Source organism: Marinomonas sp. S3726 (assembly GCF_000967665.1).
In the GTDB taxonomy this organism is placed as follows: Bacteria; Pseudomonadota; Gammaproteobacteria; order Pseudomonadales; family Marinomonadaceae; genus Marinomonas.
On the sequence record NZ_JXYC01000022.1, the window covers coordinates 73,163 to 96,445 of the forward strand.

Below are 23,283 nucleotides of genomic sequence, written 5' to 3' on the forward strand. Positions count from 1 at the left end.
ATTTTGGCTTATGTGTTGGATCAACATCCTGAATCTAGCTTGGCGCCAAGGTTAAATTCGCCTAAACGAGGTACTTATTATCAGTACTTGTTTTGGATGGCGAGTACCTTGCAAGAAGCCGCAAATCGTTGGGCACACCCTGAACATTATCTTGAGTTTAACTTGTCTGAAGATAGGGCAAAGAGCCTTAGTTATGTGGTAGATAAAGCGACTCAAGAACTCGCAAGATGTTGGCAGATCATAGAAAATGATCTTGCAAAACAAGGGCCTTGGTTATTAGGCGATAGTGTTTCTGGGGTAGATTATCATCTCTTCATGATTGCCTATTGGAGCAGGCGTTATGGTTCTAGAGCACAGGACTTTCCTAATTTAAAACAGCACATGCAAGCTATGTTAGCCTTGCCATCTATTCAAAATATGATGGAAGAAGAAGGGCTTTCGTTTGCTCTATAAGGTTTGAATTTGCTTAGCTGTATTTGCGCCTTTTGAATAGGGCTTTTGCATCGATATAACAAGTGTAAACATTAACATTTCATTAACCCTGTCTGGGTTTCATAGACTTAGCGTTTCTTGGTGTAGCAGAATATTTACGTCTTAAAACGAAAAGATTACTGCTATGCCTCGACTCATTCCTACTTTATTAAGCGGTGTTTTATTCACACTGCTTCCCCATGCAAAGGCTCAAGAAACAAGCCTACTTAATGCCGAACAAAGCAATAGCCGCTTTTTAACTCAGGCTACTTTTGGACCAAAAGTTGGGGAAATTAAAGATGTTTTTCAACTTGGCTTTAGTGGCTGGTTTCTTGAGCAAACATTAAAGCCAGCAAGTTACCAAACACCCATAGTCGAAGGTTATTCAGAGTTAGAAGTACATACCTCAGGTATGGCATTTTGGAAGAATGCTGTTGCTGCTGATGATCAATTACGCCAGCGTATGGCCTTTGCTTTGTCGCAAATCTTCGTGATATCTGATTTCAGTGAGAATGAGCTTTTTGATTACCCAACAGCGGTTTCTACCTACCAAGACTTATTGATAAAGCATGCTTTTGGCAATTATCGGGATTTGCTTGAAGCCGTCACTTATTCCCCTGCCATGGGTTTTTACCTGACCTATATGGGAAATGAAAAAGGGGATAAGCGAACAGGCCGTGTGCCAGATGAGAACTATGCGAGAGAAATTCTACAACTCTTTTCTATTGGCCTAGTGCGGTTAAATATGGATGCAAGCCCTGTACTAGATGCCCAAGGGCAAGCCATGGAAACCTACACTAACCGTGATGTTACCGGCCTTGCTAAGGTATTTACTGGACTTAATTTAAGTGAAGCGCATCTTAAAGAAGAGGATGAAGACTTTAGAGATGATGGCTTCAATGATGATTTTAGAGAAAACGAAGCCTTTGAATTTGATGACGAGGATTTTGAGGATGACTTTGGTGATGATTTTAATTCTGAAGACGCTTTTTTTGCCGAGAATGAAGAAGAGGAAGATGACTTTGATGAAACCGCCTACACAGTGCCCATGCAGGTATTTGAAGATAGCCATTCTGAGTTAGAAAAAGCGTTTTTAGGTCTGACGATACCAGCGAATACTAAGGCGAAAGAAAGCATTAGTATGGCGTTAGATAAAATCTTCATGCATCCCAATGTACCGCCTTTTATTAGCCGTCAATTAATTCAGCGTTTTGTTACCAGTAACCCGTCTCCTCAATATATTGAAAGAGTGGCTTATAGCTTTGCTTCTGGCTATTTCGAACTGCCTAATGGAGAAACCGTAGGGACATATAAAAGAGGGGATTTAAAAGCAACCTTGGCCGCCATTTTGTTTGATGAAGAAGCCAGAAATGATCAAGCTGATACCTCTTTTGGTAAGGTGAGAGAGCCTATTTTACGATTTACCGTTTGGGCGCGAGCCTTTGAGGTAGAAGAGGTGACGCCCATGTATATTTTTGACCTCTGGGATACAAGTCGCAGTACCGCTTTAGGCCAGCACCCTTACCGTTCTCCTAGTGTGTTTAATTTTTATCAACCGGATCATATGGCTTATGGCACCAAGACGGGGGTGGCGAACCTTGCTATGCCTGAATTACAGTTGGTGAACTCCACCACGATACCTAGCTATATCAATTTTATGAGCTTCTTTATTAATCGCGAAATGCGCAGTAGAGAATATGTCGAGGAATTTGCTGAATTCGCAAAAGAAGATGAGTTAGACCTCGATATTAAGCAGGTTAAGCACAGCTTTTATTCCCCGTATAAGCGTGAAAGCCAGCTTGCTCATAATCCAGATGCTTTAATTGCTCATCTGGATACCTTGTTAACTTATGGCAGGTTATCCCCGCAAACTAAGGGCCGTATTGCGAAAGCCATTAATCTGGTTCCTAAAAGGGACAAGCAAAGGCGAGTAGAAATCGCGATTCTAATGGTGATGACAGCACCAGAGTTCTTAGTACAAAGTTGAGGTATTAGTCATGTTTTCCAGTAAAAAAGCGCCTTTAAATAAGAAAGATTTTTTAAACAGAAGAGCGTTTTTAAAGCGATCAGGTAAGGTCACAGCTGTGGCTTCTGCAACTTCTGTCGTTGCATCTGTAACTTCTGTCGCCGCAGCCTTAACCAGTTTTGATTTAATGGCTGCAGGTGCGGATGACTATAAGGCCATTGTTTGTGTGTATTTACTCGGTGGGCTAGATAATTACGATACAGTTTTGCCTTATGATGAAGCATCTTATGATAAGTATGTGTCCCTAAGGCCGTCTTTAATGGCTCGTTATCAGGGCAGCCGTGATAGGTCTAAACTCTTACCTTTAAAGCCTCTCAATGATACTCAACATCAAGCTAGATCTTTTGCTTTACCCGCTGAAATGCCCAACCTTGCGCACATGTTTAACCAAGGTAATGCCGCTTTAGTGGCGAATGTGGGTCCCTTGTTAGCAAGTACCAATGCCACGACATTTGAGCAAGAGTCTGTCACCTTGCCACAGCGTCTCTTTTCCCATAATGATCAGCAGGCCGCATGGTTATCAGGTTCTATGAACCAAGCAAGGTTTGGTTGGGGTGGGGCTTTCTCCGATCACTTTATTCGGCAAGGGGCTAATGTTAGTCCTGAATTTAGTGCCATTACCACAGGAGATAATGCGTTATTTCTCACTGGAAAACGCAGTACGGCTTTTCAAATTGATCCTGAAGGGCCGCAATACATTGATGCCTTGGCAGAGAGTCGTGGTGATCGTCGCCTTAATCGCCTCTTAAACGAGCACTTCTTAGCCAGCGACAATAAACTTGCTTTGCTCGCTGAACAAGACGTAGCAAACGCTTTTCAGCAATCTCTCGTCAGTAACCGTAAATACAATAAATCGGTTGCTGAGTTTGATTCGGTCAAATACCTGTTTGATGAAGGGGATTTAACTAACCAACTGAAAGTTGTGGCACAAACTATCGCAGCTCGAAATCGATTGGGCGTAAAACGACAAGTTTTTATTGTGGGGATTGATGGCTTTGATACCCATTCGGACCAAGCCCAAGACCTACCTCAGTTACAGACAGATTTAGACCAAGGTGTGGCTAATTTTTATAAGGCGTTAGAAGAGTTAGAGCTAACAAACAATGTCACCTTATTTACTGCATCTGAATTTGGCCGAACCTTGTCGGTGAATGATGATGGCACTGATCATGGTTGGGGAGGACACCATTTTGTTGTGGGTGGTGCGGTAAAAGGTCAGAAAATTTATGGTCAGATTCCAGAGCTGGGTTATGGACATGCATTGGATGCAGGCCATGGACGCTTGATTCCGACCTTATCGATCGAGCAAATGGCTGAGCCAATTGGCCGTTGGTTTGGACTTGATGATGCAGCACTCGCTGAAGCCTTGCCGAGTCTTAATCGATTCAAGAAACGACTGACATTTATGTGATTAATGTTTTTTCTAGCAAATACGCCTCATTCAAACCATGATGAATGAGGCGTTTTTTGGGGAAGCGAGTTACCCTAAAACTTATTTATCTAGCTTGTAAGCCACCACTTTATTAGACATAAAGTAAGGCACTATCACCAAATCTTTATCTTCACGGTAATAGAAGTCAGCAGAACCAGGCTCTAGTTTGTAGATGGTTTCAATATCCCCTTTAGCATTCATGTTAAGCAACTGACCCTTGAGGAAGTCTGTAGTTAACCAGTTATTTTCTTGATAGGCATGAAGACCATCAAGGTTCTGCCAACTGGCTTTATTTCCTAGGCTTTCTACCTTACTGGTTTGAGGTATTTGAGAGCCTTTAGTAATGGCAACACGCTTTAAGTTACCTGAGGTTAGGGTCGTAAAGTCGGCTTGAATATCGGCACCCCAAGCGGCGATGTAAAGGTAATCTTGATTAACGAATAGACCATTTGGGCTTTCAAGTTTAGCGCTGTCTAGCCAGTTAACTAGCTCGCCATCTTGTAATTGGTACAAGGCGTTACCTGCCCAATCGGAAACAAAGACTTGGCCCGAATCGCTAATGGCAATGCCATTTAATACCTTGGCTTTTGGGGCCGGGTAGCGGGCGATAATATTGGCGTCATCAAGATTAATCACCACAAGTTCGTGTACGTCTGCCACATACAATTTATTGCCTTTTATCTCTAATCCTTTTGGAGAGCTAAGACCTTTTACCCATTCGATTACAGACGATTTCCCGTCTTGTTTGATTAAGCCAATTGAACCATTACCGTCTGCTGACATTGGGTTGTCGTTAATGTTGGCCACATAATATTGCTGCCTTTGGCTGTCATATACGACTGACTCTGGGGTTTTAAAACCTGAAACTTCCCACACGGGTTCTAGCTTAGTGCTTGTTATCGATTGAGATGCTAGGGAGTGAGATGTAAAAGAGAAAGCAGTGAGTGTGATAGTAGAAAGTGTTAAGGCACTTGTTAGTGAGTTGGTAAGTGCTTTTAGTCTTGTATTTTTCATGAATGTCATCCTGTCTTTAAGAATTAGTTAATTTAGATTTGAGCAATTGTGTCTGCTCTAAAGCTTGTGCTAAGGTGCCTTTAACGACACCAAGCTTCAAGCATGTAAAAATAAGGGACAATATATGTCTCTTTTTCTAACTTTAAGGTGACATATGCGAACCGCGGCAAATGCTGAAATTACCAATGCTTTGAAAGGCGCACTGAAATCCAAAGGGATGACGTATCGAGAAGTGGCCGAAAAACTAGACCTTTCAGAGAAGACGATAAAACGCTTATTTCGAGATAAAGATTGTTCTTTAACCAGATTGAATGACATTTGTGATTTGATCGATTTATCTATTTTCGACTTGTTAGATTTTGCCAAAAACTACAATGAGCCTTTGGCTAAATTAAGCTACCAACAACAGGTGTATTTGGGAGAAAACCCATACCATTTTAACTTTTTGATTCTGCTGACCACAGACCACCCAATTGAACAAATACAAACCACCTATGGCTTAAGTGATGTGAGTGTGTTTCGTTATTTAAGGGATTTAGACAGAGAAGGTTTGATCGAATTAGGCCCAAATAATAGCTATAAACTGCGTATTCAAGGCAAGTTATTGATGCAGTTACATGGGCCTGTGCATCATAATATTTTGCAAAAGAACGAGCAGTTTCTTAACTATGTAGTGCAACATGATGGCGAGAAGGGGACACAGTTTAGCAGTGCCTTTCGCTTTATGAGTGAGCATACCTTGATGGCGTTAAATCAAGATTTAGCTAACTTATCGCGCCAATATCGTAAGCAGGCGTATCAAGATGAAAGCTTTTTACCCAAGGACAAACTTATTCCGGTGAAATGGACCACATTGGTCTCGCCTTTTAATATTTGTGGGGAATGGGAGCTGCCCGAACTGGAGCGCTAAGCTTGATAGAAAAGGCTAAAAGTTTAAGTTTTGAAACAGCTGCTTCATCCATTTGAAGCTGGCTTTATCGGCATTGATTTTGTGCCAGTAGATATTTAAATGGTAATCAGGGATAGGAATAGGAGGCGTGAAGATCTCTATTTCAACCTGTTTTGCGACTTGTTCGGCCACGATACGTGGCATGGTGAGTATCATGTCTGAGTGAATGATGGTGTGGGGTGCAACCAAGACACTGGGAAGTTGCAGACTCACATGGCGCTTCAATTTATGCTGAGCTAACACCTGATCAACTATGCCTTGCTTCTCGCCCCAAGGTGACACTCTTACATGCTTTAATGCCAAGAAAGTGTCTAAATCTAACCCTTGGGCTAATGCAGGATGGTTTTTTCGAGCCACTGTGCAATAGCTATCAGTCAACCAAGTATGGTGCTCTATCAGGCTAGATGTTTCTATTTCATGGCTAAAACCTAAGGCAAAATCTACCTCGTTATTTTCTAAGTGAGTCAAAGGCTGTGGCGCTTTGGCACCCACCACGGTGAGCTTGATATTTGGTGCTTGGCGACTGACTTGGCCAACCAACTTAGGAAGCAAACTGAACTCGGTATAATCTGTTGCTGAGATTTTAAACTCACTCTTATCCATGCTGGCATCAAAGTGATCGCTGTCGTTAATCGCATTATGAATAAATGGCAGGGCCTGATGTAGATGTTGGGCGATCTCTTCGGCTCTTGGAGTGGGCTGCATTTGGTTATTTACCCGTACGAAAAGCTCGTCATTCATACGCTTTCTTAATCTTGCAATGCCATGGCTAAAGGCGGATTGGCTGATGCAGACTTCATCGGCGGCGAGGGAGACAGACTGATGGCGATAAAGAGCATCAAATAATATCAGTAGATTTAAATCGATTTGATGAAGGTCCATCGATACCTCTGGAATAAGCAAACTAGTGATATGAATATTATACAGGTGTATCTGATTAGAATGCACTGGTGTCATATTGAAAAGCGGATTAATCTGGTTTTAAACGTAAGTTAGCCCTATATCTGAAAAGGAAAAATGATGAGCAATTTAATTGTAAGAGAAGCCAGCCGCAAAGATACCAAGACCATTTTGAAATTTATCACTGACCTTGCCATCTATGAAAAAGCAGAGCATGAAGTACTCGCCACAGAAGAGACGATTAACAACACCTTATTTGCCCCCGACACTCATTCTTATGCTTTGATTTGTGAGCTTGATGGTGTGCCAGTGGGTTCTGCCATTTACTTCTTTAATTATTCAACTTGGTTAGCAAAATCTGGACTTTATTTAGAAGACTTGTATATCTCGCCTGAATACAGAGGTAAAGGGGCTGGGCTTAAATTGCTTAAAACCTTGGCTCAAATTGCTTTGGAAAAAGATTGTGCTCGGTTTGAATGGAGCTGTTTAGATTGGAATACGCCATCCCGTGAGTTTTACGAAGCCATTGGCGCAAAATCGCAAGATGAGTGGATTGGCTATCGTATGACAGGGCAAACCTTGGTGGATTTTGCAAAAGGGTAACACTTCGCTCTGATGCTATGATTTGTAAGGAGATTGAATGACATTACTTTCTGCAATTGCGCTCTTCTTTGCTATGTTAGTTTCTGCGCTTATCCCAGGACCAAGTGTCATGACAGTGATTTCTCGATCTATCACTTTTGGCGTGAAAAGTGGCTTGATGGTGACCCTTGGAATACTGCTGGCAGACTATATATTTATTGCCCTTGCTTTATCTGGGTTGCTAGCAGTAGCCTCACTATTAGGTGAGCTTTCTATTTATCTAAAATACATTGGCGCACTTTATTTGATGGTAATAGCGTATTTTACTTGGCGGGCTGATGTGAGTTTGGATCAACCCGAAGAGCAGAAAAATACGGGGCTGATATCTAATGGAATTATGGGATTGTTAGTGGGCATTTCAAACCCTAAAGCCATCTTATTTTATATGGGCTTTTTTCCTGCTTTTGTTGAGTTATCGAGTATTGGTTTTTACGAAGTGCTAACCATAATGATGATAGCCAGCTTTGCCATAGGTGGCGTATTAACTATGTACGCTTGTGCAGGGGCTAAGGCACGAAACTTTATAAGAGGTGATAAAGGTATTTTGAATAAAATATCGAGTAGTATTTTAGCTTCTTGTGGCGCGTTACTTGTTTTAAAAGCTTGACGTTTTTCTCAAAGTAACGGGGAAATGGTCGAGCTTACTTTTAAAAAGTAAGCTCGACTTAACGCTTTGATTTATAAAGTCTTCATAAACTCAACCAGTTCCCATTTCTCTTTATCCGTTAGGTCTGTACCAAAATCGTGTCCTAGGTTTGAGTTACCTGGGAAAATTTTGCCGTTTTTACCCAATACTTCAAACTTATTTGATGGACTAGGGTAGAGCTTGCCTGCAGGTGCTGCCTCATTCACAAAACCGACTTTCACTGGGTCAAAGTTACGGTTACCTACCCAGAAATTCGTTTGTCTATCTTCTGGTTTTTGTAAAGTTTCCCAAAGGTTCGCGACCGAGCCATTATGCATATAAGGGGCTGTTGCCCAGATGCCATTTAAAGGACGGGCTTTATACACTAAACCTGCTAGGTTAAGTTCGCCATTCTCTTTAAAGCCTGTGTTGTTCACGGTTGGATCGTGAATTTTCTTTCTCTTCAGCACGTTAAGCTCGGCATATTCAACCAAGGATTTGGTGCGAGATTTTGCATTTTCACCCAATGGCATCAGGCCAGCTTTTAGTGCTGTCTCAGGATCTTTCAAAATGATACCGACAACACCATTTACCGGCACACTGATGGCATCGGTTTCGGCTTTGAATTTATCGCCCGCTAGGATGAACTCCTTAGTGCCTTCAAGAATAAGTGACTTAGCTTGATGGAATTCAGCATTCCATGCGGTTTTAGGGTCAGTACCTATGTCGGCAACCGGTGTCTTAACCGCATCGTAAAGCTTGTATTCATCTTTACGGGCGATGACTTGGTGACAACTTGCACATTGATCTTGGTAAAGAATGCTACCAGAAGCCGCTTTTTGCATATCAATCGCAGGCATCTGTTCTGGCCATTGGGGTGATTTTAAGGCTTTAACCCAGGTTTCTAATTGACCTAAACCTAGCATGTCGACACTGGATGAATAACTGGTTTTGATACCAAAGATTCTTTTCCAGAAAGGGGCTTTCTCAATACTTAAACCACCAAATACACCGACGACTTCGCCTATATTTCTAGCAAGTGGACCAACGATAGGGGTATTCGGTGCAGAGGCATTCCATTGCACCACATCAGACTGGTGTGTGCCCCACAAAAATGGGTAGGACACTGGGCCATTAGGTGTATTTTTATTGGAAACATCATGAAGAGCAAAGGCTGTGCCTTCGTTTTGAATATTGCCAAAGGCGTCCAGCCTTGCATAACTGGTAAAATCTTCAGGGTAATCCGCTGGTAGCGCATTCACGGCTTGTCGCTGAGCAATTTTAAACGCCATGGCATCAAACGCCACTTTCAATTTTGCGGCACTTTTAAGGGAGTAGTCATCTGCTAGGACGTTTTTAGCGAAGCGGGTAAATTTAAGAGGATCAGAGTTTGTCGCGTTCATTGCCTCGGTAAGACGATCGAAGAAAAGAACAAAATTACCTAATGTCGGTGCACCTTCAATTAAGTATTGTGTCCCTTGATAGTCTAGCTGATTTGTATGGCAAGCTGCACAGGTCATCCCCATCCAAGCATCGCCTTTCTTATCCATATTCAAAGCAAAGCCAATCGGCAGACCCGATGGATTCATCTTGGAAGATTCCATAGGTAAGTAACCTAGATAGCTCATGTGTTCGTAACTGCGAAACAAGTCTTTTGAGTCGGCGACTTCAAGCCAGGTGAACCAAGAATAAGGGATGATTTGTGAGCCTTGGCTTGTGTACCAAAAGCCTTGTCGTGTGTCTTCATCCCAAGCTTGTTCTAAGGTCACCCTTTCTGGTACATCTTGTTCTGATTGCAGTGGCGTGATGTCTTCGGCTTCACTGTACCATTCATGATGGGTATAGAGGCTACTACAGCCAACTAGGCCTAATACCAAAGAGGCGCCTATTAGCTTGTTCGAGTAAGAGGGCAATGTCATATTACAATTCCTTGTATAAATTAATGGCATAAGTGCTCAAATCAAAAAGTGTCATTTTTTGATACTGCTTAAACATATTTGCAAGCTAATCCTATATGAGTAATAAGTGATATTACACCTACTTACAGCATGGTTATTAAGTGAGCAAGAAAAGGTTAATAAGGCGAGTTCAACTACTTTCTAATGTCAATTTAAGCGGTGAATTGTCAGTTAGTGTCAGCCGCTATGTGTCCTGTCACCTAAGTTATTTATTATGAGAAATTAAAGGCTTAAACACAGTATGGAAGGGCAGAGCATGGCGAATTATATTCAGGCATTAAGTTTAACTGGGGTCTTAGTATTAAGTGCTGGGAACACATTGGCAAATGAATACACTGAGAAAGAAGCGTTTGAATGGGAAACTAGCATCGGCTTAGGTTACTTTGTTTCTCAAACACCCTATATAGGTAGCCAGCAAGAGTCTGAAATTACGCCTTATCTTAGCATTAGCTGGGGGCCATTATTTTTTGATGGAGAGTCTTTAGGAGCTTATCTATATGGTGAAGACTCTTGGGGTATTTCAGCCTCTATCAGCTCCGATTCACTTGGTGATAGTGATAGGGGCGACAGTAAAGCATTGGCAGATATGACGAAGCTATCGGATGTAGTAGTGATGAATCTAACCTTTGAGCAAGAAGCCTCTTGGGGTGCGATAGAAGCCACATTAACAACCGATGTGTCGAGCAAACATAAGGGTAATCTTGCTAGCTTGAGTTATAGCTACCCATTGTATTTAAAGGACTGGAGCCTGATGCCCTTGGTGAGTGCTCAATGGTTTGATAAGAAATCAGCGGCGTATTATTACGGCGTCAAAGCTGAGGATGTAACCGCTTCCAGAGCCTTATATACACCAGATTCTGGGATAAATTACGCAGCTGGTATCAATGCAGAGTATGAATTAAATAGCCATAACTCGATTGGATTATCCCTTATTACAACGTTTTATTCTGATGAAATTAAGCAAAGTAGCATAGCGGATAAATCCCATAATACGAGCTTTGGACTGCTTTATTCTTACATGTTTTAAGAGCTTTAAAACTAAAGGTGCCAGTGAATAGAGATAGCGGCGCCACCAAGCTCGCTTTGCGCTATTTTAATCTGACCTTGGCAATCTTTAATCACAAGATCAGCAATAGCCAAGCCTAAACCAAAGCCGCCAGTATTTCTGTTGCGGCTTTTATCTGTTCGATAAAAAGGCTTTAAAATCATGTCTCTTTCATTTTCTGGGATACCAATACCGTCGTCTTCGAAGGTTAGAATAAAGAGATTTGCTTCTTTTCTCGCTGAGATGACGAGCTTTGTGTCTGAGTATTTAATGCCGTTATTGATAATGTTGATTAAGGCTCTGTCTAACAGAGTTTGATTGGCTTGAAGGGTTAAGTCTTCATGGATAGTAAGATGAACCTTGTCGTGATTCAGCTTTTGAACCAGAGTTGAGACTTGCTGAGATAAGGAAATATCTTCTTTATCCAGCTCGACTCCTCTTAAGCGTAAACGTGAGATAGTGAGCAATTCTTCCATCAAACTTGAGAGCTCTTCAAGGTCCTGATCCATATCTGCTAATAACTCTAATGACGTAGTGTCCTGCTTCATCTGAATTAGCATATCTAAGGCGAGACGTATTCGCGTGATAGGGATACGAAGTTCGTGGTGTATTGCGCCAGTGAGAATCAGGTTTTCATTGTTCTTCTCTTCGATACTGGCAGCCATATTATTGATATCTGTTGCCAAATTTTGCACAGCTTGAAGCCTGCTATTAGGCATTCTAAGATCAAAACGGCCAGAGGAGACAGATTTAGCTACTTGGCTAATTTGATTGATATACCGATAAACTAGCCAAGCGATTAAGGTCAGAATTAATGTCATGAAGGCATAAATAATAAAGCGGCCAATGTAATACTTAATTACTATGGCATCTGAGAAACTGTCGTAATAAGTGAAGGAAATGGCTTGGTTTTGCAGTGAACTGTCTTTAAACGGGCTAATGATATGCACATGATCCGTTTGGTTTGTGATGTCTAGCGTATCGATATAAGCCTCTAAACTTGCTGTGCTTTTTTGATTTAGAGCGCCAAGTTCTATGATCTGAATTGCCTCAGGGTCATCTTCAATAATGTCGGACCAAAATCGTAAAATACCTTGAGTGTCTTGCGGGTTTTCTAAAATGTCTTTTTCAATTAAAGGCGCCAGTTTTTGCGAATAGGCAAGATACTCTTCACCTGTCTCTTGTTTGTAATAAGATTCGCCCCATTGTTCCACCACAAAGCTAATGAGAAACATGCAACCAAGCACTAAAATGTAGAGTGAGATGACCAATGAGCGCATGGAAAGAGTCTTCCTTTAATCCTGCATAAATAAGTAGCCAAGTTGGCGTAATGTTTTGATGTAATCTGTGCTGATATCTGGTGCTGCTAATTTCTTTCTAAGTTGAGAGATTCGCATATCAATGGATCTGTCTAAGCCATCATATTCTATTCCTCTTAATTGATAGAAAAGGTCATCCCTTTTTATCACTGTACCGGCGCGATTTGCCATGACCCAGAGTAATTCAAATTCAGAATCTGAGAGATCAATCAGGATGTCATTTCGAGTCACTTGGCGCTTTTTATTATCAATCAGCAAGTCTTTTATTTTTAAAACACTCAATTCTTTGGGGGCTTGTCTGCGCAGTAACGCATTGATGCGTGCCAGTAACACATGAGTGCGAATAGGCTTATTTAAAAAATCATCAATGCCTGCGTTTAATGCTGTGACTTCTTGTAGGTCGCCTTCACTGGCTGTCAGCATCAATATGCTGTTTTTAAATGTGGGGCGAATGGCTTCACAAACTTCGAGACCATCCATTTTAGGTAGCATTAAATCTAGAATAATAAGGTCGGGGGAGTGCTGTTGAAGATAGTCAATGGCGGCTTCTCCTGTATCTCGCCAGTCTACTTCAAAGCCTTCTAAGCGAAGAAATTGCATTAATAACTTGGCGATTCTTTGGTCATCTTCAACAATGAGAAGATTAAACTTATCGTTAGTTTTCACCTACTATCCTTACTTTTATGGCTTTCTTTCATTCTGTTAAAGGTGCTGAGCTCATTTAACAGGTGACAGTCATTTTAAGCTTTTTCATCTATTAAAAGTGACAAGCTTACATCAGCTGACAAAATATAAGACTGGCTGACAGCCTTACCTGAGTGAGTTTGTTAAATTTTAGACTGATTTAGACATGATAATCGAAACGATCAAGGCAGTTTAGGATGGGGTTATATAAAAAATTAGGGCTTATGCTCTCAACCGTGACACTGTTTGCATGTAGCGCCACAACAGATAGTCAGCAGTCTGTAAGCCAAGGTGCGAAGAATGCCAAAATCAGTGTGCTTGTTATTGGCGCTGGTATGTCTGGTATCAAGGCGGCCAATCAATTAAACCAACAAGGGTTTGATGTCACAGTGCTTGAAGGTAGAGATAGAATTGGTGGGCGTGTCTGGAGTGATGACTCTCTTGGTAAGCCTGTGGACCTTGGCGCCAGTTGGATTCATGGAATAGAAGGTAACCCTATCCATACTTTAGCGAAAGATTTGGGTGTCCCCATGTACGAGTGGGATTATGAAAACCAAGTTACCTATGACATTGATGGTAATGAGACGACAAAAATAGATGATGCTTTAGCAGAGAAGCAAGATAGCTTTTATTTTTGGGCAGCCAAAGCCTTGTTTAATGACAGTGAAGCAAGTGTGCAGGATGCCATTGATGTGGGTGTAAAAAGTGGCGATCTTAACAACTTTAGCCAGGCTGAAGTCGAGTTTTTTGCCAATGCCATGATAGAGCAAGATGCAGCAGCCGATAGCCGAGATATCTCATTGGCAGGTTTATGGAAGGATGAAGGCTTTGATGGCCCAGATGTTATTTTTCCAGAAGGTTATGATGCTTTAGTAAAAGCATTAGCGAGAGGTCTCGATGTTCGCCTAAATACTTGGGTAAGCAGTATTAATTACACCAATAAGCAAGTTGAAGTAGGTACCAGTAATGGTGTGTTTAAAGCGGATCACGTGATAGTGACTGTACCTTTAGGGGTGTTGAAGAAAAACAAAATTGCCTTTGAGCCTCAGTTACCAGAGCAAAAACAAGCGGCGATCAATAGCCTTTCTATGGGTGTACTTAATAAGGTCTATCTAGCCTTTGATGAGGTATTTTGGGATAAGGATGTGACCAACCTTGCTAAGGTAAGTGAGCAAAAAGGCCATTGGAGTTACTGGATTAACCTTGAGCCAGCGACAGGTTTACCAATTTTGACCGCATTTAATGTGGCCCAGTATGGCAAAGAAGTTGAGAACTTCTCGAATGAAGAAATCATCAGTTTGGCTATGGGAGAATTAAGAAAGATTTATGGGAAGGATATTCCAGACCCTACAGGCAACATTATTACCCGTTGGAGCCAAGACCCTTTTAGTTATGGTTCTTACTCTTATGTGCCTAAAGGTGTGAGTGCCAGTATGAGGGATAAGTTAGCTGAACCCATGTATGACAAGGTGTTTTTCGCTGGAGAAGCCACCCATGCTAAATACTCTGCCACAGTTCATGGCGCCTATTTATCTGGGGAGAGAGAAGCGAACCGAATTATCTCTATGCACCTTGAATAAAGCTTACACTTGTTAGCTTATAGGCCTGTATTGAGTAAAGATATTGAATACAGGCCTACAAAATTTTATTGGATATAGATTGAATCGCTCCAATAACCAAACGGGGATGCGACTGAATTAGCAGAAACGTTAAAGGTGCCGCTTTCTTGACCGCTTAAATTATATACATAAAGCCAACCTGTCACTGTTTCTCCTGTTGCACAGTAATGAAGGTCAGAGCCGCAACGGTACTGGCTTTGCTCTGGTGTCTTACTAACGCCATTGAAGGATGCTGTACCGATATTACCGTAGCCCATTTGCCAAACATAAGCATAAAGTTGGGCACCACCATGATCGTAAGCTGTGCTGGTTTGGTAGCTTTGAATGACTTCCCAATCACCATAATTGCTAGAGCCTATATGACCAATCTCGAAGAAACTAATTCCCGTAGCTGGGGCTAAAGACGTCGTTGCTTTTGCTCCTGTATCCATGGTGATACTGGCTAGATCAAGCGGTGAAATACCTTTAGGTGCCATGTTTTCTAGATCCGCAAGGCGCTTTACGACACCTGCTTCTACGTCAGCAGCAATTGCATTTCCTGCTACGCCTGCTGCAATGAGAGCAAGGCTAATAAGTTGCTTTTTCATGTGTTTGAATCCTTTAAAGTAGAATGTTGCTCACCAAGCTATTTACTAAAATTTAAACCTTCTGCTTAGTGATGGCGGCTAGCCTAATGGATTCGGGGCCTTAGCTCTTTAATCTCTTTTAAAGAAGCAGTTTTATCTAAAATGAGGTGAGAGCCTTATCCTATTTGAAAATCGCTTGATTCATTTTGGATGATTAGGCGTGAAACTGAATCAGTTTAAGATGCTTGGTTTCTTTGCTAGACTCCAGCCATGCTTATAAACCTCATCACAAATCTTATGCAATCAGCTAGAACGCCCGCATTTTTCTACATGCTTTTGGTGTTTTCAGCCTTGCCTGAATTGAATCTGTCTTATTCCAAATGATTTCGCGGCTAATGTTTAGCCTTTTAAAAATTTAATGAGAAGAGATTATGATTCAGGTACAAGATTTACTTACGACAGCAAGACAACTCGAAATAGACACAGACCATTTAGTACGCCAGACAGATAAGCTTACGCAATTGTTATTACGTTTAGGCGAAGGCGTTGAGTATCCCGACGAACTCCACACTCATGCCAGCGAAACCATTCTGGTATTAGAAGGTGAATGTCACCTCATGCTTAAAGAAGACAGCTTAGTATTGAAGCAAGGCCAGCAATTCACCATAGAAGCGAATCTTTTACATAAATTCTTGCCTGAATCTGAGGCCTGTTTGTCGATTATTTTCGAAAAGCAGGATTGATCAAGTTTTCCTTGCTTAAAATGTCTATTCTGACACCTGAATAGACATCTGTTGATTTAAACGATTAGTAGGGAATAGGGTTATGCATGATGAAAAGCTAGATGATGCACTTAGTTATATTGAATCTCATTTAGATAAAAAGCTTAATGCCGAAGAGATTAGTGCTTTCGTTGGCTTGTCTCAGTTCCACTTTCAACGACAGTTTAAAGCCTATTACGGGCTTAATTTTTATGACTTGATAAAGAATTTGAGGCTTAAACGAGCTGCTTATCAGCTGGCTTATCGTGAAGATAAAATAATTGATATTGCTTTAAATGCGCATTATCAAAGCCCTGAAGCTTTTAGTCGGGCTTTTTTGAAGGTGTTTGATCAAACACCAAGTGCTTTTAGGCAAGTAGCAGACTGGTCTTTCTGGCAGAAAAATCATCACTTTGCTTTAGCTGATAGGAAAGCTAAGTCGGTTAATCATGCAAGCTCCCCCGTTGAGCTTGTTACCCTTGAAAGTATGACATTAGCTTATTTGAGCCATAAAGGTGATTCTGCTTTATTGGGCCAGACGATACGGGGCTTTATTGATTGGCGTAAAATATCGAGCTTACCGCCGAGTAAGAGCCGAACGTTTAATTTGCTTTATCATGACCCTGGTACTGTGTCAGCGAGTGAGTTTCGATTCGATATTGCTTGTGAATATCTAAAGGATTCATTGGACTCTAATAGCATTGAAACAGGGCTAGAATTGAGACGATTAGAGCAAGGCCCGTTTTTGAAAGTGCGTCATCTTGGTAGTGATGACGAACTTGCAGTTACAATTAGTGATCTTTATCAAGCATGTATTGGACAAGAGGGCTACGATTTAAGGGACTTTCCTCTTGTGCTTGAAAGAGTGCGCTTCTTTCCTGATGTTGCTGAAACTGAGGCAATTACGGATATTTATTTAGCCGTTCAAACCTCATAACGTTCTGTCAGTTTGCTATCAAAACAAGCTAATTAGGCAATCAAGATAAGAGGTAAACTCGCTAATAAGAGCGCGCCCATGATGAGGTTGAAGCGACGATGAAACGTCGGATCACTCAGTTTATGTGCGACCAATTTCCCTATGCTGATCCACATAAAGGTGCCTGGTAGCGTCGCGATTTGATGCAGGATAATTCCCATAAGCGCTGATGGCCAAAAGAGATCTCCACTTAAGGTAAAGACGGTGCCTAGGGTGATAAGGGTTGCCCAAGATTTAGGGTTGATCCATTGAAAACTTGCTGCTTGAAAAAGCCCCATAGGCTCACCTTTGTTGGATTCACTAGGTTGCTTGCTTGTCGCTATCTTAATTGACATGTAAACAATATAGCTGGCAGCCAATACAGTAAACACTTGGTGCAGTACTGGCCACACTTCAAACACCTTACCAAGCCCTAATAAAATACTCAGATGTAAGATGACCATGCCACAACGAATGCCTAGCACGTGAGGCAGTGTCTTTCGCATACCAAAATGCGCACCTGAATGAGCCAGTAATAGGTTGTTTGGACCGGGAGTGACGGTACTAATAAAGCTAAAAACAATGATAGCGGGTGCAAGGCTTAATAGGGCGCTTTCCAAAACTCTCTCCTTAGATAAAATTAAGACAATTAAACAAAAACTTGAAAATTGTATCGATACAATTTAAGGTTTGTATTTGTTTTATAGCTTCTCATGCTGTTTATTGAGGGGCAATAACTTTATTGTATGGGTACAAAGTCTGTGTGGCTTTAATTCTTTGAGTGCTAGGTGATGAAAAATAACTGGGAAGTGGACAAGAATGCCTTTTTACATGAGTGTAAAAGTGAGCCTAAATATAAGGCGTTAGCAACTTGTATTGAGAATGCGATTCGCTCTGGTGAGCTAAAAGCAAGTGAAAAACTCCCAGCCCAACGTTGGCTAGCTGACGAACTTGCAGTGACTCATGGCACAGTAACCAGAGCTTATGATCTAGCTGAAAAGCGTGGCTGGGTGACGGCAAAGCTTGGTGCGGGTACCTATGTGAGAGACAGCGCTGTACCTTTGATGCGGGAGACTGGCCCTAAGTTATATGATTTTGCTTCGAGTATGCAGCCAATGCTGGGGCAACAGGATGTCCTTGCTAAAGCGATGCAAGAGCTAGCCCAAGACCCAGTAGGTTTAGTTGATGTAATGACCTATGCTCATCAAGGTTTACTAAAACATAAGCAGCTCTTTTCTAAATGGTTAGGGACTAAAGGGATTCAAGTAAGGCCAGAAGGCATCATTTTCACTCAAGGGGCGCAACAAGGGATCTTTACCTGTTTGCAAATACTGTGTGTACAAGGGGATGCTGTGATGCATGAAGCCCTTGCATACCCAGGCTTTTTCAAAGCAGCTAAGGCAAATAAGGTGAAAACGTTAGCATTAGATCTCACAGAAGAGGGGGTCGATTTAGTTCAACTAGAAACCTATTGCCAAACACACAATCCTAAGCTTTTATATCTTACAGCTAACATACAAAATCCTACCAATATTCAATATTCCAAAACACAAAGAGAGCAGATTATTCGGCTTTCAAAGCGCTATGATTTTTATATTGTCGAAGACGATGTAAATTATGTTTTACCTGAAAATTGGCGTTCACCTTTGCAACAAATGGCGAATGATAGGGTCTTTTATTTATCTAGTTTATCCAAATATGTTGCTGGTGGCTTACGTCTCGCTTATGCCTTAGTACCTGAAATCTGGCAGGCGAAATTTAACCAAAGCTTGCATAGTCAGTGTTGGATGAATGCTAGTATGGGAGTGGAGATTGCCTCTCGTTTTATTCTCACCTCGGCTTTTTCTCAAAATCAAAATCGTTTGGCAGAAGAGATGCGCTATCGTCAAGATGCCATGCTTAAGACCTTAAACAATCTGGGCTTTTCAGCCCGAATGGGCGGTCTCAATGTATGGTTACCTTTGCCCCTCAATATCAATATGCACGCCTTAAATAACGCCTTGTTGCAGCAAAATATTAAAGTAAGAACAGCAGACTTATTTACCGACCAAGACCAACTGCAATTAGTTGAAAATGGCTTACGTTTATCCTTAGGTGGGTTTGATGCTAGAGCTGATTTTGACCAAGGTCTTGAAAGGCTTGAGCAGGCTATATTAGCATTTAAGCAAGTACAGGATGTGGTTATTTAGATAGTAAATCATTGTTTCTACTAACATTAAAAATATATAACTAAATATCAGTTATGCAATTTATATTATTCATTTCAGTAATTTGATGTAATATTTTTTATTCATTTCATTTATTACTCTGCACTTGATTCGTTTCTTGAATGACCGTTTAAGTTTGGGATTAAGCTAGCTATTTTTCCTCAAACTGTTTTTTTATGGCGCTAATTTATCGACTCGATATTAGTGATATTAAATGGCGTTTTGAATGTGATAATTAGTGAGCAGACTTATTGATTTCTTGCAGACGATGACGAAGACAGGCCGAGTGCTTGTTTTCTCAAAATAAAAATAACAAGGAATCATGAATGAAAAATTCTCTTAATAAGCTTTTTAGTTTGGCTGCATCAAGCGTCACTATTATTGGTTCAAGCTTTGTTTTTTCTCCTGCTGTTCACGCAGACTCTATCGATGATTTTAATAATGCTTGGTTGGGTAAAGCCATGGATTATCAAAGGGCATTAGATAATTACGCACCTATTATCGATAACAATATTTTAGGCACACACAATACCTATAACTCAGAGGTTTATACCAGTTGTAATTTCTCTGTAGGGTGTCGTTATCTCGATCCGCAGCAAAAATACTCCATCAGAGATCAGTTAAGAATGGGAGCACGTTTCATTGAAATAGACGTTCATTGGACGACTAAAATGGAAAGCCTGTTCTCTTATCCGAAAAGGCTTCTGATGTGCCACGGGTTTTGTAGTATTAACGACAAATATGCCACGGAAGGGTTTAATGAAATCAAAGATTGGCTAGCAAGTGCAGAAAGCCAAGATGAAGTTCTTATCTTATACATAGAAGATGCGACAGAAGGGCATCATAGTGATTTGTATAGCCAAATGAACGAAAGGTTTGGCGATAAAATCTACCCAAGTAATGGTTGTGGTGATATCCCTGACACTTTAACTAAAGCAGATGTTTTAGCTGCTGGTAAGCAGATAATTTTATGGAAAGACAGTGGTTGTTCAAGTGATGGAAACTTGTCAAACCTTGCCTTTACTGGGTTAGGTAAAGTAGGGCGTATTTGGGAAGATGCGACGACACTGGGCACTATTAAGGAATTCTTTGAAGGTGGCATTGATAGTTTATCGGCTAATGAAGTCCGTGAGGCCTTTGCAACTGGGGCCAATATTGTCAATTTAGATGACATGGTAATGGATGATGGTCGTATTGAGGCGGCTGTATGGAGTTGGGATAACAATGAACCTAATAACTCAGGCGGCAATCAAGATTGTGCTGTGCAATGGGAAAATGGCCGTTGGGATGATAATGCCTGCTCAGCAAGTTTTGCCTTTGCCTGTGAAGATGCCAGTGGTAACTGGTTTGTTCCGGATAATACGACGGGCGCATGGTCCGAAGGGGTGAGTGCCTGTGCCAACTTAGGTGGCACTTTTAGCATGCCAACCAATAGCCAATCTAACCAGAAGCTTAAATTAGCAAAAGAGTCGGTTGGTTATAATCATGTTTGGTTAAACCATACGGATGCAGAAACAGAAGGTCAGTGGTTAGTACAAAGTAAGGTGACTCATTTTTCAGCGCTTACATCTGAATCTTTAAGCTTTAATGCTGGTGGTTTAGTACTAAAGGCAGGTGAATCTATCGTGACGGATGACAGATTATTGAGCATGCAAGGTGATGGCAATCTCGTTCTTTACAAGTATGGTAATGGTCAAATAGGAAATGCATTATGGTCTAGCGGAACCAATTGGGGATCAGACTATAAAGTAAGCTTCCAAGGTGACGGTAATTTCGTGATTTATGATGCTAACGGTTCTGCTAAATGGGCCTCTGGTACTAATCCGTCAGGAAGCAAGCTAGCGCTACAAGGAGATGGTAACCTAGTCATCTACTCGGGTACGGGTCAAGCCTTATGGGCGACAGGTACAAACTAGAGAGGTTTTACTGACTTCTCATAGTGTCGCTTTTTATTAGGTATGATAAGAGGGAATGAATGAGCTCTCTTATTTCTCTCCTCCCTTTTTTAGCCTCTTAGGATGTATCTTAAGAGGCTTTTTTTGTTTTACCTTTCAATAATCCTTTACGAATAACTCAAGCTTAAGGGCGATTCTTCTTTGTGAAAATTTGATTAGCCGTTTCACAATGTGACTTGATCTAGACTTTCCTGAAAAACCGAATTAACCTGCAAAAATCCAATTTGATTTAAAGCCAGTTACTTTTGTGACTATTCGAACCTTATAGGAGGTATGTTTTAACGAAACTTTTAGGCACAAAACCCTTGTTGCTTTGATCTTAATTAGCTTTGCCCATTGCTCGCCACTGGCACTTGGCCAGAAATGAACAGTTTGCCTCTATGAGAGATTTCCACTTTTTTTATTTTTACAGGAAATGAGGAATGGGTAAGAGAGCGCTGAATGTTAGCGTTTTTATTAGCTTAGTTTTGCCTTGTGATTACAAGGTAAACCCAGCAGTTGAACTGTGACCAAGAGGTTCAGCTGTTTTGCTCTCCATTAGGGAGAGCCTGTTAACCCTAATCAATACGGTGCATCCGGTTGAGCAAGGTTAACACTTTTGTTCTTGGTGACCTTATCGGGTTTTTAGCACGGTTCATCCGGCTAACTATTTGATTAACAATAATATAAAAATAAAAGGAGGGTTCTATGGAACTCTTGTATAAAGTTGAAGATAAGCCACCTGTGGCGACCTCTATCCTTTTGGCTGCCCAGCATTTGCTTGCTGCATTAGGCGCCATTATCGCAGTACCGCTTGTTGTTGGCGGTGTCCTCGGTCTTTCTACTTCAGATATGGTTGTATTAGTGAATGCTGCTATGTTGATTTCTGGTGTGGTGACTATTATCCAATGTCGTGGTGCTGGCCCTGTGGGGATACGCTTACCTTGTGTTATGGGTACCAGTTTTACCTTTGTGGGGGTATCTATTGCCATTGGTTTTGAGCATGGGGTTGCTGGGATATTAGGGTCCGCTTTAGTGGCATCTCTTGTCATGATTATTGGTAGTTTTTTTATGCCAGTGATTCGCAAGCTTTTTCCCCCTGTGGTAACAGGGACTGTGGTGACCTTGATCGGCTTAACCTTGATTCCTGTTGCTGTTGATTGGATTGCAGGTGGTCAAGTAGGGCAAGAAGGTTATGCTTCGATAAGCAACCTTATGATAGGTTTCTTTGTGCTTTTTACTGTGATTGTTCTGTCTCAATTTGGTCGTGGTATTTTTGCTGCATCGGCGGTTGTGATTGGCATAGTATTGGGCTTTATCGCTTGTATCATGCTTGGCTTGGTTGACTTCGCCCCTGTGAAAGAGGCTGAATTGGTTGCTTTGCCTAGCCCGCTACACTTTGGTTTAGCTTTTCCTATTAGTGGCATTATTGGCATGTCGATCGCTTATCTTGTAACTATCATTGAATCGACGGGTGATTTCTTAGCCTTATCCGATGTGACGAAAACCAAGCTAACTGGTAAAAAATTGTCTCGCGGTATTTTGTGCGATGGTTTGGGGTCGGCGCTCGCGTCTGTTTTCTCTACCACGCCTTTCTCATCTTTCTCACAGAATGTTGGCATTGTTGGTATGACAGGGGTTGCTAGCCGTTATGTGGTTGCGATTACTGGCTTAATGCTGGTATTGGCTGGACTATTCCCTGTATTAGCAGCTTTGATTGTGATTATTCCTCTGTCTGTATTAGGCGGTGCTGGATTAGTAATGTTCGCCATGATTATTACTGCTGGGGTAAACATTCTGTCTAAAACCGCTCATAGTAAGCGCAATGGCATTATCGTTGCGGTAGGTATTGGCGCTGGAATGGCCGTGACAGTAAGGCCTGAATTATTAGCGAACTTACCTGAATTTATGAAGGTGATTTTTGCTTCAGGTATTACAACAGGTTCCTTGGTCGCATTGGGTTTGAACCTCTTCTTACCAGGACGTGAAGTTGAAGTAACAGAAGACGATGATGCGACTGAATTAGCGCAAGCTTAATTGAGTTAACACTTCTTAGTTACTTTGTTTAAATAAAACACCTTGTTGGCTTAGCTGGCAAGGTGTTTTTCATTGTGTGATCAGACACTTAGTTTTGTTAAACTGCTTGATTCTATTATCTGGGCCTTGCCCTTGTTTG

General features: G+C 41.4%; 20 protein-coding genes. 13 read left to right on the plus strand and 7 right to left on the minus strand.

Annotated features, from left to right (window positions below):
* Positions 1-12: 12 nt before the first annotated feature.
* The 3 genes from TW85_RS16995 (at position 13) to TW85_RS17005 (ending at position 3,908) form a co-directional block, all read left to right on the plus strand.
* Positions 13-453, plus strand: a complete 441-nt coding sequence (locus tag TW85_RS16995) for a glutathione binding-like protein (RefSeq protein ID WP_238326241.1) — start codon at positions 13-15, stop codon at positions 451-453.
* A gap of 163 nt (positions 454-616) precedes the next feature.
* Positions 617-2,458, plus strand: a complete 1,842-nt coding sequence (locus TW85_RS17000; RefSeq protein ID WP_052702266.1) for a DUF1800 family protein — start codon at positions 617-619, stop codon at positions 2,456-2,458.
* Positions 2,459-2,468: 10 nt separating this feature from the next.
* A complete protein-coding gene (locus TW85_RS17005) occupies positions 2,469-3,908 on the plus strand; it encodes a DUF1501 domain-containing protein (protein ID WP_046018329.1) in 1,440 nt (479 codons plus the stop codon).
* 81 nt (positions 3,909-3,989) lie between these two features.
* Here TW85_RS17005 and TW85_RS17010 read toward each other — a convergent pair whose 3' ends face one another.
* Positions 3,990-4,943, minus strand: coding sequence for a GTP-binding protein (locus TW85_RS17010; RefSeq protein WP_046018330.1), 954 nt, complete (start codon positions 4,941-4,943; stop codon positions 3,990-3,992).
* 154 nt (positions 4,944-5,097) lie between these two features.
* On the opposite strand from TW85_RS17010, the gene TW85_RS17015 reads away from it, so the two are divergent.
* A complete protein-coding gene (locus TW85_RS17015) occupies positions 5,098-5,853 on the plus strand; it encodes a helix-turn-helix transcriptional regulator (RefSeq protein WP_046018331.1) in 756 nt (251 codons plus the stop codon).
* A gap of 15 nt (positions 5,854-5,868) precedes the next feature.
* On the opposite strand, the gene TW85_RS17020 is transcribed toward TW85_RS17015, so the two are convergent.
* The gene (locus tag TW85_RS17020) at positions 5,869-6,774 is read right to left on the minus strand and encodes a LysR family transcriptional regulator (RefSeq protein WP_046018332.1); all 906 of its coding nucleotides are present in this window, start codon (positions 6,772-6,774) and stop codon (positions 5,869-5,871) included.
* Positions 6,775-6,909: 135 nt separating this feature from the next.
* Between TW85_RS17020 and TW85_RS17025 the strand changes: the two genes are divergently transcribed.
* Together TW85_RS17025 and TW85_RS17030 are read left to right on the plus strand one after the other, a co-directional pair.
* Complete coding sequence (locus tag TW85_RS17025; protein ID WP_084616397.1) at positions 6,910-7,395, plus strand: GNAT family N-acetyltransferase; 486 nt, start codon at positions 6,910-6,912, stop codon at positions 7,393-7,395.
* 37 nt (positions 7,396-7,432) lie between these two features.
* Positions 7,433-8,041, plus strand: a complete 609-nt coding sequence (locus TW85_RS17030; RefSeq protein ID WP_046018334.1) for a LysE family translocator — start codon at positions 7,433-7,435, stop codon at positions 8,039-8,041.
* A gap of 71 nt (positions 8,042-8,112) precedes the next feature.
* Here the strand turns inward: TW85_RS17030 and TW85_RS17035 are convergent, their stop codons facing one another.
* Positions 8,113-9,978 (minus strand): di-heme-cytochrome C peroxidase, encoded by a 1,866-nt coding sequence (locus TW85_RS17035; protein WP_046018335.1) that lies wholly within the window; start codon positions 9,976-9,978, stop codon positions 8,113-8,115.
* 295 nt (positions 9,979-10,273) lie between these two features.
* Between TW85_RS17035 and TW85_RS17040 the strand changes: the two genes are divergently transcribed.
* A complete protein-coding gene (locus TW85_RS17040; protein ID WP_162197509.1) occupies positions 10,274-11,044 on the plus strand; it encodes a MipA/OmpV family protein in 771 nt (256 codons plus the stop codon).
* An 11-nt stretch (positions 11,045-11,055) separates the two neighbouring features.
* Here TW85_RS17040 and TW85_RS17045 read toward each other — a convergent pair whose 3' ends face one another.
* Together TW85_RS17045 and TW85_RS17050 are read right to left on the minus strand one after the other, a co-directional pair.
* Positions 11,056-12,342: an ATP-binding protein gene (locus TW85_RS17045; protein ID WP_046018337.1), complete on the minus strand. Its 1,287-nt coding sequence runs from the start codon at positions 12,340-12,342 to the stop codon at positions 11,056-11,058.
* A gap of 15 nt (positions 12,343-12,357) precedes the next feature.
* Positions 12,358-13,047, minus strand: a complete 690-nt coding sequence (locus TW85_RS17050) for a response regulator transcription factor (RefSeq protein ID WP_046018338.1) — start codon at positions 13,045-13,047, stop codon at positions 12,358-12,360.
* Between the two features lie 215 nt (positions 13,048-13,262).
* Between TW85_RS17050 and TW85_RS17055 the strand changes: the two genes are divergently transcribed.
* Positions 13,263-14,645 carry an FAD-dependent oxidoreductase gene (locus TW85_RS17055; RefSeq protein WP_046018339.1) on the plus strand — a complete coding sequence of 461 codons (1,383 nt, stop codon included), beginning with the start codon at positions 13,263-13,265 and terminating at the stop codon, positions 14,643-14,645.
* A 65-nt stretch (positions 14,646-14,710) separates the two neighbouring features.
* Here the strand turns inward: TW85_RS17055 and TW85_RS17060 are convergent, their stop codons facing one another.
* Positions 14,711-15,271 carry a DUF4879 domain-containing protein gene (locus TW85_RS17060; RefSeq protein WP_202904874.1) on the minus strand — a complete coding sequence of 187 codons (561 nt, stop codon included), beginning with the start codon at positions 15,269-15,271 and terminating at the stop codon, positions 14,711-14,713.
* Between the two features lie 410 nt (positions 15,272-15,681).
* On the opposite strand from TW85_RS17060, the gene TW85_RS17065 reads away from it, so the two are divergent.
* Positions 15,682-15,993 carry a cupin domain-containing protein gene (locus TW85_RS17065; RefSeq protein WP_046018340.1) on the plus strand — a complete coding sequence of 104 codons (312 nt, stop codon included), beginning with the start codon at positions 15,682-15,684 and terminating at the stop codon, positions 15,991-15,993.
* Positions 15,994-16,075: 82 nt separating this feature from the next.
* Positions 16,076-16,948, plus strand: coding sequence for a GyrI-like domain-containing protein (locus TW85_RS17070; protein ID WP_046018341.1), 873 nt, complete (start codon positions 16,076-16,078; stop codon positions 16,946-16,948).
* A 32-nt stretch (positions 16,949-16,980) separates the two neighbouring features.
* On the opposite strand, the gene TW85_RS17075 is transcribed toward TW85_RS17070, so the two are convergent.
* Entirely contained in the window at positions 16,981-17,586 is a 606-nt protein-coding gene (locus TW85_RS17075; RefSeq protein ID WP_052702267.1) for a LysE family translocator, read from the minus strand.
* 171 nt (positions 17,587-17,757) lie between these two features.
* On the opposite strand from TW85_RS17075, the gene TW85_RS17080 reads away from it, so the two are divergent.
* The 3 genes from TW85_RS17080 (at position 17,758) to TW85_RS17090 (ending at position 23,144) form a co-directional block, all read left to right on the plus strand.
* Positions 17,758-19,155 (plus strand): PLP-dependent aminotransferase family protein, encoded by a 1,398-nt coding sequence (locus TW85_RS17080; RefSeq protein ID WP_046018343.1) that lies wholly within the window; start codon positions 17,758-17,760, stop codon positions 19,153-19,155.
* 344 nt (positions 19,156-19,499) lie between these two features.
* Positions 19,500-21,089 carry a lectin-like protein gene (locus tag TW85_RS17085; protein WP_202904875.1) on the plus strand — a complete coding sequence of 530 codons (1,590 nt, stop codon included), beginning with the start codon at positions 19,500-19,502 and terminating at the stop codon, positions 21,087-21,089.
* Positions 21,090-21,815: 726 nt separating this feature from the next.
* Entirely contained in the window at positions 21,816-23,144 is a 1,329-nt protein-coding gene (locus TW85_RS17090) for a nucleobase:cation symporter-2 family protein (RefSeq protein ID WP_046018344.1), read from the plus strand.
* Positions 23,145-23,283 lie beyond the last annotated feature (139 nt).